Consider the following 12,690-nt stretch of genomic DNA (forward strand, 5'->3'; position numbering starts at 1 on the left):
CAAAGGACAAAGGACGAAAGACTTTCGTTAGCGATCGGTAAGGTTGAGATTTTAGGCAGGGGTTCCTTGTTTTTCGATGTAGTCTACAGCCGCTTGGACTGTATCAATTTTTTCGGCAGCATCATCAGGAATTTCAATATCAAACTCTTCTTCTAGAGCCATAACCAGCTCTACGGTATCTAGGGAGTCAGCGCCGAGATCTTCAGCAAAGGTGGCTTGGGGGGTGATCTTGGCTGTATCTACTCCAAGCTGATCGGCAACGATGCTTTTCACTTTCTCGAATGTTGAATCTGACATGGCTTAATCTCTTCCTTACTTGATTGGCTTAAACTGAGTTATTGTGCAACTTATTATTCTAAGCATTTTTTGATCTTATCGGAAAGGGTTACTTTGCAGGTAATTTTCCTGCTCGTTTTTGAGGATGCTATTCTGGGTGACGGGGTAAAGCCTTTTGAATAGGGGTCAGGACGGTTCCTATGGGGGTTAGACCTTAACTTTAAGTGAAGATTGCTCCAGTCGCTTGCTAGAGCGATAGAGTGTTAGAGGTCTTTTGTTGTTTGAATAGAGAACAGCCCATGGTTACATCTGCTCTAAAATCCTCCCTGAAGTATGCTTATTTTCCTGGCTGTGTTGCCCAAGGTGCTTGTCGAGAGCTATACCAATCTACGGGAGCGATCGCCGAAGCTCTAGGAATTGAGTTGTTGGAACTTAAAAAAGCCTCCTGTTGCGGTTCAGGCACGTTTAAGGAAGATTCACAATTGTTGGAAGATACGGTAAATGCGCGTAATATTGCTTTGGCAGAGCAACTTAATTTACCGCTATTGACCCATTGCAGCACTTGTCAGGGGGTGATTGGCCATGTGGATGAGCGGTTAAAGCACGCTCAAGAGGAGAATCCAGAGTATTTGCAACAGGTGAATGGGTTGCTGAAACAGCAGGGATGTAGCCCTTACCAAGGTTCGACGGCAGTCAAGCATTTACTCTGGGTATTGGTGGCTGATTATGGTCTGGAGGCGATTCAGAAACGGGTGCGTCGCTCCCTTAAGGGTTTAAAGTGTGCGGCATTCTATGGCTGTTATCTGTTGCGCGGACAGGAAAAGCCTTGGGAAAATCCCCATAATCCCCAGTCGATGGAAAACCTGTTTGAGGCGGTGGGGGCGACTCCGGTTTATTATCGGGGCAGGACTCAATGCTGTGGTTGGCCGATTTCTAGCTATGGAACGACGGAGGCGTTTAAGATGGCAGGAGGCCATTTGCAAGAGGCGATCGCCTCTGGAGCCGATTGTTTGGTCACTCCCTGTCCCCTATGTCATCTGAATCTAGACTCAAGACAACCGGAAGTTGCGCGGGTTGTGGATCGGCCTTTGGGTCTACCGGTTCTCCATTTACCCCAGTTGGTGGGTTTAGCTCTGGGACTTTCTCCCCAAGAGTTGGGTTTAGAGCGTCATGTGGTCTCTACAGAACCGGTGTTAGAAAAGTTGGGTTTGCTTTAGCGATCCTGACATCATCCAGATGAACCCTAGAGGTTTATCTGGACGATCGCGGGGTAAGAGTAAGAACTGGTTTTATATTAAGCTCTGTATCGTTGGGCACGGTTTACTTTAAGATTCACTTACAATATAGGGTAAAGGCATTCGCCAAATCAAATTTTTGGGAGATTGAGTCATGTTAGTCATTATGATGGACGATCGGATTATTTCACCAAAAACGGTTTGTCAAAGCTGCTGCTGGGCCGATCGCAGTGGTCAACCCCGTTGGAGACAGGGGCATTTGACCTGCGGTCATCCTTTAGCAACCGGCGATCGCCCCGTACCCAATCAATACGAGTGTCAAATGGGATTCCGCATCGCCCAAATTAGTTAGGCTTTTAACGGGTTAATCTGGCTCTCACGTTGAGGGAGAACTTGCGCTATGGTGGATGGGATGATGTTGCCTCATGCACAAGGAGAACTCAACCATGACCTGGCGTGGAACCACCACTGTACCCGATCGCATTTTTGCCTGTTTACCCTACCTCATGCCTCTGCTGTATGGAGTGCCCTTCGGCATCTCATTGATGAGGCAGTTCCCGGTTTTGCAACTGCTGCTGATTCCTTTGGCCCCCTTGATGCAAATTTACAATACCATCCCCTTTGCCAGTCTGATTATCTTCTTTGTCTTATTTATGGCAGTGGTTCGCAATCCGAATATTAACCACTTTATTCGCTTCAATACCATGCAAGCGATCCTGATGGATATCGTTTTGTTTCTCTGTTCTTTGGTGATGAGTTACATCCTCCAGCCCGTCTTTGGGGGAGGATTAGTAATTGAGACCTTAAACAATACGATCTTTTTGGGAGTATTAGCTGCTGTTGGTTATGCGATCGCCCAATCAGTGATAGGACGTTACGCAGAAATCCCGACCATTTCGGAAGCGGCCTATACCCAAGTCCGTTAAGAAGTTGCTCCTAAGCGGGCGATCACCGGATTATCTAGGGAGCCAATACCTTCCAATTCTACGCGAACGCGATCGCCCACTTCCATGGGGCCAATGCCCTCCGGAGTCCCGGTTAACACCAAATCTCCAGGCATTAACGTCATGATTTGGGAAATGTAAGAGACCAAAACCTCTGGAGAAAAGACCATATCACTAATCGGAGCCGATTGACGGGGCTGCTCCTCCTCATTGAGAAACGTTTGCAATCTTGCCCCTGGATTAATTTCCCGCACAATCCAAGGCCCTAATGGACAGAAAGTATCAAAGCCTTTCGCCCTTGTCCATTGGCCATCCCGACGTTGCAAATCCCGTGCCGTCACATCATTGGCGATCGTGTACCCCCAAATTTTGCTGGCCGCCTCTTCCGGACTACAATCTACACAACGATTTCCAATCACCACCGCCAATTCTCCCTCATAATCCACCCGTTCCGATTGGGGAGGATACAAAATGGGAGCATCAATAGGAATAATCGTCGTTGAGGGCTTCATAAACAGCAGGGGTTCCTCTGGTACAGGGGTTCCCATTTCCGCCGCATGATTAGCATAATTTTTCCCCACTGCCACAATCTTTGAGGGAGCGCAGGGGGCCAAAAAATGATAGGCATCGACCTCTAGGATTAACTCAGTGGGTTGTCCCTGCAACCAAGGCGGAGCATCAAGCACTTGTACCTCGCGGTTGAGCTTGAGCAATCCATAATAGATTTTGCCTTCGGTGGTTTGGACTCGGACATAGCGTTGGGCCATTACCTTACCTGCTACTTTTTGTGTATAATCAGAGATCGGTCTTAAATTTTTGTCTGAAATTTTTAAGAACCCATCTATCTCGCTGTTGTAGGCTTTGGCAGCTCGGCATTACCTGAGCGACAAAGACTCAAATATTTTAACTTGACATCCTACAATAGTCAGTCCTTGCTGATTGAGCAAGTCGGTATTATTCCCCAGTGCTAAGTCAGCCCTGTCCATAAGGAGATTTCAATGACGATCCGAAATTTTGTTTACGAAACCATGTATATCCTGCGTCCCGATCTAACGGATGAACAGGTGAGTCAGATGATTGAAAAGTATCAAGCCTTCATTCGCGATGAAGGGGGTACAATTGTGGAAACCCAACACCGGGGTAAACGGCGTTTAGCCTATGAGATTGCTGGGCAACGGGAAGGAATCTATATCCAGATGAATTATACTGTCGAGGGCCGGGCGATCGCTCAGTTAGAACGGGCTATGCGTCTATCAGAAGAGGTGATTCGCTATCTGACGATTAAGCAAGAAATACAAGAAGAGTCTGAAGCAGAAGCGGAACCGGTTGAGGTGTAAAGTCTAGGGAAACAGCAAAAAACCGGGTTTCTATCAGAGTCTGGGAGAATTTTGAAACAGCAACAAGAAACCCGGTTGCTGACCTTGAGCCGATCGCCCCCTTATTACGCCTCAGTTAAGGATGTCATTACCTCAAGTTGTTATCGATACTAATGTTCTTGTTGCTGGATTACGTTCTCAACGTGGAAGTGCTTTTCAACTGCTAAAACTGATTGGTACAGGGCGATTTGAAATTCACTTATCTGTTCCTTTGGTACTGGAATATACTGATGTTTTGTCAAGAGAATCATTGAATCTTGGTTTAAGTCGTGAAGAAATCGATCAGTTCATTGATTTCCTGTGTGCTGTCGCTAGTCATCACAAGATTTTCTTCCTGTGGAGGCCATTTTTGCGCGATCCAAAAGACGATATGATCCTAGAACTAGCCGTTAAAGCTGGATGTAACAGTATAATTACATATAACCTTCGTGATTTTGCAGGGGTAGAGGAGTTTGGTGTAACTGTGCTTGAGCCTCTGGAGTTCTTGCTTTTAATGGGAAGTTAGCTATGAGTATTGTTAAGATTGAGATCCCAGATTCATTACAAAAAAGTTTAAATGAACTGGCTAATCGTGAGGGAATATCGATTGACCAACTCGTTTCTACAGCAATAGCTGAAAAAATTTCGGCTCTAATGACGGAGGATTATCTGAAAGAACGGGGTCAGAGAGGTAGTCGAGAAAAGTACGATCGGATTTTAGCCAAAGTGCCTGATGTAGAACCTGAACCTTATGATCGCAAACAGAAGTGAATTTTGTTCGGTGGATGAGTTAAAGGTAAAGGGGAGAAAAGCACGATGGAAGATCTAAAGCTTGAAGAAGCTCAAGAATAACTTGAACGTGGGATAGAAAAAACGTTCTGTGAAGCCGATCGCCCCCTGATTACGCCTCAGTTAAGATAAAGATAGTCTTACGCTATACTCTAAGTTCTATGCCTTGAACATTTCCTCCATCTCAGAGCCATATTACTTTAGCCTCTATTCCACCTTTGGAAAATGGCGATCGCCTCACGCGCCTAGAATTTGAGCGTCGCTATTGTAACATGCCAGAAGTCAAGAAAGCAGAACTCGTTACCCTAACTCTATTACCGATTACTAGCGCAAAATGTGATACAATGTAGGCTGATTTTTGCTTTCAGATTTCCATGGCCGATCAACTGCATTTACGTCAACTGCTCCATCAATTGAACGATCGCAGCTACAAAGCGTATAAGGATATTCGCGGTCGCTACCAGTTTCCAGAATTTCTCCTCTGTATTGACCGAGTGCAGGGCGATCCCTTTGCTGCTCCTAGTCAGGTGCGGGTGTTGATGTCCTATGAGGTGGCGGGTTTTCCTCTACAAACCTATGAAAATCGCAGTCGGGCGATCGCCTTATGTGACTATCTAACTCGTCAATTTGGGCAAGTTTGTTACCAGGTTACCGATCGCCGGGGGACGGGAAATAGCGGTCTGATTCAGATGCTGCGGGTGGGACAAGAGGTATTATATCGGACTTCAATAATTTTAACGCAACAGGGGATTGAAGCTCGGTTTACTGTGGGTTTACCGGCTCAGGGGCGGCGGATTTTGGGGTATCAGGCGGGTGAATTGTTGTGTGAAGATTTACCGGAAATTGTGAAACAAGCCCTGAAGTACGAGAACTTATCGGCCCAGGAATTGCAAGGGCATATCGAAACGGTGGAAGATGCGGAAGCATTGCGATCGCAGTTGAGCGAAAATCAGTTGGTCGCTTTTGTAGCCGATGGGTCGATGTTACCCCGTCGCAGTGGAGTCGATCAACGGGCTTTGTCGGATCGAGCCATTCCCTTTCAGTCTCCGGAGTCCCTAAGCGTCACTCTAGAGACTCCCAACCGGGGCAAAATTACGGGTATGGGAATTCCCCAGGGAGTAACGTTGATTGTGGGGGGAGGATATCATGGGAAATCGACTCTATTGAAGGCGATTGAATTGGGGATTTATAATCATATTCCCGGAGATGGGCGGGAGTTTGTAGTCAGCGATCGCCGCTCGGTTAAGATTAGGGCAGAAGATGGCCGGGCCGTCACTGGGGTGGATATTTCTCCCTTTATTCAGGATTTACCGCAAAATTTGGATACGAAAGCCTTTTCTACCAGTAATGCGAGTGGGAGTACCTCCCAAGCGGCGAATATGATTGAAGCGCTCGAAGTCGGGGCGAAGTTGTTTTTAGTGGATGAAGACACGGCTGCCACTAATTTTATGATCCGCGATCGGCGAATGCAAGCCTTAATTGCCAAAACCTCCGAACCCATTACCCCCCTCATCGATAAAGTGCGCCAACTCTATGCAGATTATGGGGTATCTACCCTGTTGGTGATTGGCGGAAGTGGGGACTATTTTGATGTGGCTGATACCGTGATTGCCATGAATCATTTTGTACCCGAAGACTTGACTGCAACAGCGAAGGCGATCGCCGAAAAATACCCTACAGAGCGACAAATCGAAGGCGGAGACCATTTTGGGCAAATTTCGCCCCGCATCCCCCTAGGAGCGAGTGTAGACCCCAGTCAGGGGCATAAACCGGTGAAGCTCAAGGTCAGAGATGTGAATCAAGTGGTTTTTGGTGCAGACTCCATTGACTTAGCCGATGTGGAGCAATTGGTGGAAGTCGGGCAGTTAAAGGCGATCGCCGAAGCCATGGTTTATGCTAAAGAAAACTATCTCGACGGCAAACACACCCTCAAAGAAACCCTAGAAGGCATTTTCGCTGATATTGACCAGAGAGGGTTAGACGCGCTCACCCGATTTCGAGAAGGCAACCTAGTCGAATTTCGCCCCTTTGAATTAGCAGCAGCCTTTAATCGACTGCGTTCTTTATCTGTGAAGACTATCAATCATCAGTAATGATGTCCATCTCCATCTGCGCCCCCCAATTTCCGACGCTAGGGGGGTGTGGAAAATGCCCTGGGCAGTCAAATCGCTCTATCCCTTATCCAGTATGGGGTCTAGCCCTTGTCAAGCTTGAAGCAGCGTCGGCCCTTACAGAGCAAGGGTTTCAGGGATTTGGGGTTGTTTTTTCAGTCGCTCTCTGCTATGATTATTCTTGTGCGTCGGAAATGTACCTTGAAAACCAAATACAATAAGGGTCTCAGGAGCAAGCGGTTGAAACACCCATAAATCCCTATTAGGGATTGAAACGAATTTGAACTGTGTAAGAGTAAAAGCTTCCATGATTAGAAGTTGAAACACCCATAAATCCCTATTAGGGATTGAAACAAGTGCATGGGGCACATCGCCAAACTCTTGCGGCTGCCAACGTTGAAACACCCATAAATCCCTATTAGGGATTGAAACATTTATCCCTCCTAGAAAAGGGGTTGAAAGATTCCAGGAGTTGAAACACCCATAAATCCCTATTAGGGATTGAAACGAAATATGGCGGCTACTTGGGATAATCGGAAGAAGAGTTGAAACACCCATAAATCCCTATTAGGGATTGAAACGGGAGGCGCTTATAGACTAAGCGAATCCTACCCCATGTTGAAACACCCATAAATCCCTATTAGGGATTGAAACATCGATTAAAAATTGCTACTCAGCTTTCAAAGTTATTATCAGTTGAAACACCCATAAATCCCTATTAGGGATTGAAACTTCCCTACCCCACCGGGGGCATAGAGGCACATTAACGTTGAAACACCCATAAATCCCTATTAGGGATTGAAACTACTCCTAGGGCGTAGAGCCGGTCTATCGCCTGTTGTTGAAACACCCATAAATCCCTATTAGGGATTGAAACTCCGTAACCACCCGGCATTTTGAAGCTTTACAACCGTTGAAACACCCATAAATCCCTATTAGGGATTGAAACGAAATGCCAAACCTCCTGGACTTTATCGATCACCCAAGTTGAAACACCCATAAATCCCTATTAGGGATTGAAACGATCAATTCCCCGGAGACAAGGAGGGACAAGACTTTGGTTGAAACACCCATAAATCCCTATTAGGGATTGAAACATTTTGCAATTTGAAATAGAGGGGGAACTTCCGACTGATTGTTGAAACACCCATAAATCCCTATTAGGGATTGAAACAAACTAAAGAGTGGTGCTAATACTGGATTTTCCACAAGTTGAAACACCCATAAATCCCTATTAGGGATTGAAACGTCGGCTACAGCGTCTCTGATGCAGCCAGGGCAATCGAGTTGAAACACCCATAAATCCCTATTAGGGATTGAAACTGATGTTCCAAGGGGGATTAAAAAAGTTATCTCAAAGTTGAAACACCCATAAATCCCTATTAGGGATTGAAACTTTATCCTTCTCCCTAAACCGGCTTGGGCCGAGTTGAAACACCCATAAATCCCTATTAGGGATTGAAATTGAAACTTAATGAGATCCTAGACCTGTTCTAAAGAATGACCCATCTTATCCGCAATTCCAGCAATCCAAGCTTCATCTTGTTGGGTATAACTGCGCGGTGCATTTGCGCCCAAAATCATAACGCCATTTTCTCCCAAAGGTTGACAAATTACCCCTTGAGTGTTTTCAGGTAAATAATCAAATTCAATTTTGCCCGGATAAATATTCAGATTAACTAAATAAACCGGTTTGCCTTTATCAAGAACCCGTTGTAAAATTGGGCCAGGTTTAACCTCAGACTTAGAGCCTAAAATCCCTCGGCGCAAAATCACTTGACCTTGATAATAAATCACCAGCGATCGCCCTGCGGTATTCGTGAGCAATAATTGGGAAGCCCAAGCTAACTCAGTTTTGACTGCATCCGGTAAATCTGGAGAGAGTTCAAAGCCTTCTTCGCCAATTAACTGTACCCGCTCAGGGGGAATCGGTTGAATCTGTTGCCAGAGTAATCCGGTTAACATTAAAACAGCACAAATCATCACTCCGAGAACATCGGAACGGCCTTGGGAAGGGGTTAACTCTGGAGTAAAAAGCCGATTCACCATTAACAGAGTTCCCCCGATTACGCCGACAATAATCGGCATTAGGCGTAAAAATTGGTTGGTATCGGTGCGTTTGCTAGTCAAAATAATTAATAATCTTGTACAGTTATGAATCAATGGGAGATACTATATATTCTATGGCTAGAACTCGATTTGTGGTTTGTCGGTTGATGCTCCATTTGGCGGGAGATCGGATTGCCCCTTTGCTGGGTGTTTTAAATGAAAAAGCACAAGATGCCATCGATGCAGAAGGAAATTTAGGGGTTTTGGGTGAGGGATTGGTAGATATTGCCGAATCTTTGCTGCAATATGAATCCTATTGGCGATCGGCAGCTAATGAAGGGGATGTAATGGGGAAGGAAGCAGAAGCAGCCGATTATGTGCAAGAGTTATTTACGGATTCTGCCCAGCGTTATTTAAGTCAGCCAGATTTAGGGGATGATGAGGATGAGGACGATCTGCTGGCACTGCCGATTACGGAGAATATTGTGGTGATGATTACGATCGCCTTTGAAGGAGAATCCCCCGATCTAGAAACGGATTTAGCCAGTTTCAGCGCCCTACAGCAGGGATTAAAAGCGATGATTAATCTCCATTATCAAGACCGACTGCGAGCAATTCAAGTGCATTTTTCTCCCGCTCGATTGGGCGATCGCCTCACGGACGATCAATTATTACTCAACTTCTCCGAACTCATCCCCCTCTAGTTCATGGCACAATACCCTTAATAACATTACCGGATTTAATTTGTATGTGGCGTAAATTCTTAACGGTCTTTCTGTGTTTTACCCTACTGCTGACGACAACCGCTTGTGGCGGTTCATCCAAGCAAAGCGTCAATTCCACGCAAAATGTCAGCGCTCCCATCCGCAACCCTGTTTCTAGTGGAGAATATCCCGTACAACAAGCCACCTATGATGATGGCACGGGCGAATATAGCTTAATGTTACTCAATACTCCTGCGGGCACTGGCCCCCTATTTCGCACCACCGATGTGCAGATGGCACGGCTCACCGATGAGCAAATCCAAGCCGGGAAAAGCACTTACACTCAGATTGAGGGCGATCGCGCTACCCTCTATATGACTCCAGATTTTCAAATCCAGTATGTTCATAATGTCACCGAAGAGCGCCCTAATCCGCAAACCGGACAAACCGAAACCGTAATTGTTCGTCGAGAATCTAATTTTTGGACACCCTTTGCCGGTGCATTAGCAGGACAAGTCGTCGCCAATATGCTCTTTAGTCCCAGCTATTATGTACCCCCTGTCTATCAACCCGGTGTCGTGATGACGGGTTATGGTGGCTATGGCAGCACCTATAGCCAAGCCGTAAGCAGCTACCAAAGCCGTTATAATCAACCCCCAGCCGCCGTTAAAAATAGTCAAACCCTCCGCACCACCGGAAATCTGCGTTCTCCCAGCACCACCACCAACCGCCAACCCAATTCGACCAATGCCAATCGCTCCACCGGTTCCGGCTATGGTAGTTCTAATTTACGCTCTTCTGGCACTTCCCAATCCAAGGAGCGCAAACCCAGTTTTGGCAGTGGTGGAGCCTCTCGTCGCTCTTCTGGATTTAGCAGTAGTCGCGGAAGACGGCGTTAAAAAGGGGTGATATCAAGTCCGGATAAAGGGTAAAGAAGCGGGCAAGATGCCCCTTAAGGGTAAAGAAGCGGGCAAGATGCCCCTTAAGGGTAAAGAAGCGGGCAAGATGCCCCTTAAGGGTAAAGAAGCGGGCAAGATGCCCGCACTCCCCTAATCCCTTGATATTGCTGGAGTGGGAGCGTCTCGCTCCCTAAGTTTTAAATCATGGTCTCGCTCCCTAAGTTTTAAATCATGGTCTCGCCCCCTAAGTTTTAAATCATGGTATTCAATCGGACTTGATATGATATCAAGTCCAGATAAAGGGCGATGAGATGATATATCCTTAACAGGAAAGATGAAAGGGCAGAAGATCGCACTCGAACAGCAGTGGATCATCGCTTGCTCAGGGTTCAGAACTACTTCAGGAGTAAAGCAGTATGAAATACGGCCTTCGTGGGTTAGTTATGTTCGGATTAATAATGGCTCATTTTCCCAGTCGATCGCTACCAGCGATCGCCTCTTCCCCTCCCTTGTCTGTCGCCCAAAACATCGCCGGAGAATGTCGGGCAGCCCGTCAGGGAACCTTTATCTACTACGAGCGCAGTTCAGAGTCGGGTAAAATTCGCGCCCTGCAAACGAACGATCGCGTGATCTTAGCCGGGAACGGAGAAGGGGGATGGGTTGCCGTCAGTGAACCCACCGTGGGATTTGTGCCAACCGAAGACCTTAAACTCTGTACCACGGAAAAAATTACCCTCTGTGCGAGGGTGGGCACATTTATTTATGAAAATCCCTCAACCGGATCGAGAAACATTAGAAGTGTTCTACCCGATGAATCGGTTGTAGTCACTACAGAACTGGTGGAAGGATGGCGCACGGTGCTAGAACCCCGTGCGGGATTTATTCAACAAGCTCGTTTAAAAGAGTGTGAACGTGAAACTTCTTCGTCAACAGTGAGACCTCTTTCTAGGGCTAGTGTTGCCCCTAGCACGAGCTTTTGTCACCGAGTCACCCCTTTAGTTGATCCGGGATTAAATGTGCGCTCAGGGCCAACAGAAGCAGCCACAGTGGTCGATACCCTCATGCCAGGAACAGTAGTTAGGCTCAGATCGACAACGGCTCAAATGGATAGCACTGGGCGATCTTGGGTTCCGATCATTGCTCCAGTATCGGGTTGGGTTTCTGATGGGTTTCCGGGAAATCAAACCAATTTAAGACCGGTCTATTGTGACAGTAGTCGATAAAATAAGCGCATTTATTGTGGTTGAGGAGTGAAAGCCAATGAAATCAAAGCGAGAAATGCTGACGGCGGGGATGGCGATGGTGGCGATCGCCGGTTTCAATATCATGGGAGTAGAAGGGGCGATCGGTCAATCTTCCCCTCCTACCCTCATCGCCCAAAGTTTAGCCGGGCAATGTCGAGCCGCTAAACGGGATATCTTTATCTATCGAGAAGCCAATACCAACTCTAGAGTTCGCGCTCTACAACTCAATGAAGCCGTTACCCTAGCCGATAATGGTAATAATGGTTGGATTGCCATTAGTGCCCCGACAACAGGATTTGTGCAAACAGCAGACCTCAAACCTTGTCCCAGTGCTTCTAACCCCAAACCCGATCCCGCACCCCCTGCACCCAAACCCACCAATTTATGTCGCCAAGTGACGATTGTGCAAGGGTTAGTGGTGCGGGATCAACCCAGTATAGAAGGTAAAATTGTTGGATCGGTGGCTCATCGCCAACAAGTTACCCTCAAATCCGATGCGGTAACGGTTGTGGATAAACGGTCTTGGGTCGAGATCACTGCTCCGGTTAAGGGATGGGTATCGAGTGGCGTTGGTGGGGGTGCAAACTTAGGAGAGTGCGGCCCCACCTCCCAAAGCGCTCAACCGGCCCAAACTAGCCCAACTCCTCCCGCGACCTACTGTAGTCGGGTTACTTGGCAAGGGGAAGAAGGCTTGGGAATTCGCAAAGAAGCCGGAGGAAATGCTGTGGCGACGCTGCGCTATGGTGATGAAATTACCTTGAGATCTAGGGAAGAAAAGGTGATTTTTGATTCTCAACTACCCGGCAATCGGTTTTGGATCGAAATTACCCAACCGATGGCGGGTTGGATTTCTAGTGGTATTCAAGGCGGAGGTCGTAATATTGCCCCTCCAACCCCTTGTCGTTGATTGAGGAATTTGAAAATCACCGCCCTTCTAAGGCGGTGATATCAAGTCCGGTTTCCGCAAGCGGACATGAAAATTTGTTAAGAAGCGGGCAAGATGCCCGCACTCCTCGAATTCTTTGATCTGACTGGAGTGGGAGCATCTTGCTCCCTGGATTTTTAATTAGGGTATTTCCGCTTC

The 12,690-nt window shown here is 47.0% G+C and carries 14 protein-coding genes, 1 pseudogene and 1 CRISPR repeat array; of the genes and pseudogenes, 12 read left to right on the plus strand and 3 right to left on the minus strand.

Going from position 1 to position 12,690, the window contains the following annotated elements:
* Nucleotides 1–51 precede the first annotated feature (51 nt).
* A complete protein-coding gene (acpP, locus tag PMG71_RS02665) occupies nt 52–297 on the minus strand; it encodes an acyl carrier protein (RefSeq protein ID WP_283752092.1) in 246 nt (81 codons plus the stop codon).
* A gap of 278 nt (nt 298–575) precedes the next feature.
* Here acpP and PMG71_RS02670 point away from each other — a divergent pair, with 278 nt between their 5' ends.
* The 3 genes from PMG71_RS02670 to PMG71_RS02680 all read left to right on the plus strand — a co-directional run bounded on the left by PMG71_RS02670 (nt 576) and on the right by PMG71_RS02680 (nt 2,437).
* Nucleotides 576–1,493: a CoB--CoM heterodisulfide reductase iron-sulfur subunit B family protein gene (locus tag PMG71_RS02670; RefSeq protein ID WP_283752093.1), complete on the plus strand. Its 918-nt coding sequence runs from the start codon at nt 576–578 to the stop codon at nt 1,491–1,493.
* 172 nt (nt 1,494–1,665) lie between these two features.
* Nucleotides 1,666–1,863: a hypothetical protein gene (locus PMG71_RS02675; protein WP_283752094.1), complete on the plus strand. Its 198-nt coding sequence runs from the start codon at nt 1,666–1,668 to the stop codon at nt 1,861–1,863.
* Between the two features lie 94 nt (nt 1,864–1,957).
* Complete coding sequence (locus PMG71_RS02680; protein WP_283752095.1) at nt 1,958–2,437, plus strand: Tic20 family protein; 480 nt, start codon at nt 1,958–1,960, stop codon at nt 2,435–2,437.
* Here the strand turns inward: PMG71_RS02680 and PMG71_RS02685 are convergent.
* Nucleotides 2,434–3,222 (minus strand): fumarylacetoacetate hydrolase family protein, encoded by a 789-nt coding sequence (locus tag PMG71_RS02685; protein ID WP_283752096.1) that lies wholly within the window; start codon nt 3,220–3,222, stop codon nt 2,434–2,436. The two genes, PMG71_RS02680 and PMG71_RS02685, sit on opposite strands and share 4 nt — an antisense overlap.
* A 231-nt stretch (nt 3,223–3,453) precedes the next feature.
* On the opposite strand from PMG71_RS02685, the gene rpsF reads away from it, so the two are divergent.
* From rpsF to PMG71_RS02705, 5 genes and pseudogenes are all read left to right on the plus strand, one after another.
* Nucleotides 3,454–3,792 carry a 30S ribosomal protein S6 gene (gene rpsF, locus PMG71_RS02690; RefSeq protein WP_283752097.1) on the plus strand — a complete coding sequence of 113 codons (339 nt, stop codon included), beginning with the start codon at nt 3,454–3,456 and terminating at the stop codon, nt 3,790–3,792.
* 121 nt (nt 3,793–3,913) lie between these two features.
* Nucleotides 3,914–4,336 carry a putative toxin-antitoxin system toxin component, PIN family gene (locus tag PMG71_RS02695; protein ID WP_283752098.1) on the plus strand — a complete coding sequence of 141 codons (423 nt, stop codon included), beginning with the start codon at nt 3,914–3,916 and terminating at the stop codon, nt 4,334–4,336.
* Between the two features lie 2 nt (nt 4,337–4,338).
* Nucleotides 4,339–4,581 carry a hypothetical protein gene (locus PMG71_RS02700; RefSeq protein ID WP_283752099.1) on the plus strand — a complete coding sequence of 81 codons (243 nt, stop codon included), beginning with the start codon at nt 4,339–4,341 and terminating at the stop codon, nt 4,579–4,581.
* A gap of 212 nt (nt 4,582–4,793) precedes the next feature.
* Nucleotides 4,794–4,901 (plus strand): annotated as a pseudogene (locus PMG71_RS23795) (Uma2 family endonuclease); the annotation flags it as partial.
* 72 nt (nt 4,902–4,973) lie between these two features.
* A complete protein-coding gene (locus PMG71_RS02705; RefSeq protein ID WP_283752100.1) occupies nt 4,974–6,692 on the plus strand; it encodes an ABC-ATPase domain-containing protein in 1,719 nt (572 codons plus the stop codon).
* A gap of 257 nt (nt 6,693–6,949) precedes the next feature.
* Nucleotides 6,950–8,175: direct repeats of the CRISPR family, unit length 37 nt; unit sequence GTTGAAACACCCATAAATCCCTATTAGGGATTGAAAC.
* A gap of 17 nt (nt 8,176–8,192) precedes the next feature.
* Here PMG71_RS02705 and PMG71_RS02710 read toward each other — a convergent pair.
* Nucleotides 8,193–8,798, minus strand: coding sequence for a cofactor assembly of complex C subunit B (locus tag PMG71_RS02710; RefSeq protein ID WP_347179186.1), 606 nt, complete (start codon nt 8,796–8,798; stop codon nt 8,193–8,195).
* Nucleotides 8,799–8,893: 95 nt separating this feature from the next.
* Here PMG71_RS02710 and PMG71_RS02715 point away from each other — a divergent pair, with 95 nt between their 5' ends.
* The 4 genes from PMG71_RS02715 (at nt 8,894) to PMG71_RS02730 (ending at nt 12,513) form a co-directional block, all read left to right on the plus strand.
* The gene (locus PMG71_RS02715) at nt 8,894–9,463 is read left to right on the plus strand and encodes a DUF1517 domain-containing protein (protein WP_283752102.1); all 570 of its coding nucleotides are present in this window, start codon (nt 8,894–8,896) and stop codon (nt 9,461–9,463) included.
* Between the two features lie 44 nt (nt 9,464–9,507).
* On the plus strand, nt 9,508–10,362 hold the full coding sequence (locus PMG71_RS02720) for a hypothetical protein (protein WP_283752103.1): 855 nt from the start codon (nt 9,508–9,510) through the stop codon (nt 10,360–10,362).
* Nucleotides 10,363–10,820: 458 nt separating this feature from the next.
* Nucleotides 10,821–11,585: an SH3 domain-containing protein gene (locus tag PMG71_RS02725; protein ID WP_283752104.1), complete on the plus strand. Its 765-nt coding sequence runs from the start codon at nt 10,821–10,823 to the stop codon at nt 11,583–11,585.
* A 37-nt stretch (nt 11,586–11,622) separates the two neighbouring features.
* Nucleotides 11,623–12,513 carry an SH3 domain-containing protein gene (locus tag PMG71_RS02730; RefSeq protein ID WP_283752105.1) on the plus strand — a complete coding sequence of 297 codons (891 nt, stop codon included), beginning with the start codon at nt 11,623–11,625 and terminating at the stop codon, nt 12,511–12,513.
* Nucleotides 12,514–12,690: the final 177 nt, after the last annotated feature.

The sequence above is a fragment of the Roseofilum acuticapitatum BLCC-M154 genome (assembly GCF_030068475.1).
In the GTDB taxonomy this organism is placed as follows: Bacteria; Cyanobacteriota; Cyanobacteriia; order Cyanobacteriales; family Desertifilaceae; genus Roseofilum; species Roseofilum acuticapitatum.

Coding starts and splice junctions, on each gene's coding strand:
- acpP (WP_283752092.1), bottom strand. CDS start 297: ATGTCAGATTCAACATTCGAGAAAGTGAAAAGCATCGTTGCCGATCAG.
- PMG71_RS02670 (WP_283752093.1), top strand. CDS start 576: ATGGTTACATCTGCTCTAAAATCCTCCCTGAAGTATGCTTATTTTCCT.
- PMG71_RS02675 (WP_283752094.1), top strand. CDS start 1,666: ATGTTAGTCATTATGATGGACGATCGGATTATTTCACCAAAAACGGTT.
- PMG71_RS02680 (WP_283752095.1), top strand. CDS start 1,958: ATGACCTGGCGTGGAACCACCACTGTACCCGATCGCATTTTTGCCTGT.
- PMG71_RS02685 (WP_283752096.1), bottom strand. CDS start 3,222: ATGGCCCAACGCTATGTCCGAGTCCAAACCACCGAAGGCAAAATCTAT.
- rpsF (WP_283752097.1), top strand. CDS start 3,454: ATGACGATCCGAAATTTTGTTTACGAAACCATGTATATCCTGCGTCCC.
- PMG71_RS02695 (WP_283752098.1), top strand. CDS start 3,914: ATGTCATTACCTCAAGTTGTTATCGATACTAATGTTCTTGTTGCTGGA.
- PMG71_RS02700 (WP_283752099.1), top strand. CDS start 4,339: ATGAGTATTGTTAAGATTGAGATCCCAGATTCATTACAAAAAAGTTTA.
- PMG71_RS02705 (WP_283752100.1), top strand. CDS start 4,974: ATGGCCGATCAACTGCATTTACGTCAACTGCTCCATCAATTGAACGAT.
- PMG71_RS02710 (WP_347179186.1), bottom strand. CDS start 8,798: ATGCCGATTATTGTCGGCGTAATCGGGGGAACTCTGTTAATGGTGAAT.
- PMG71_RS02715 (WP_283752102.1), top strand. CDS start 8,894: ATGGCTAGAACTCGATTTGTGGTTTGTCGGTTGATGCTCCATTTGGCG.
- PMG71_RS02720 (WP_283752103.1), top strand. CDS start 9,508: ATGTGGCGTAAATTCTTAACGGTCTTTCTGTGTTTTACCCTACTGCTG.
- PMG71_RS02725 (WP_283752104.1), top strand. CDS start 10,821: ATGGCTCATTTTCCCAGTCGATCGCTACCAGCGATCGCCTCTTCCCCT.
- PMG71_RS02730 (WP_283752105.1), top strand. CDS start 11,623: ATGAAATCAAAGCGAGAAATGCTGACGGCGGGGATGGCGATGGTGGCG.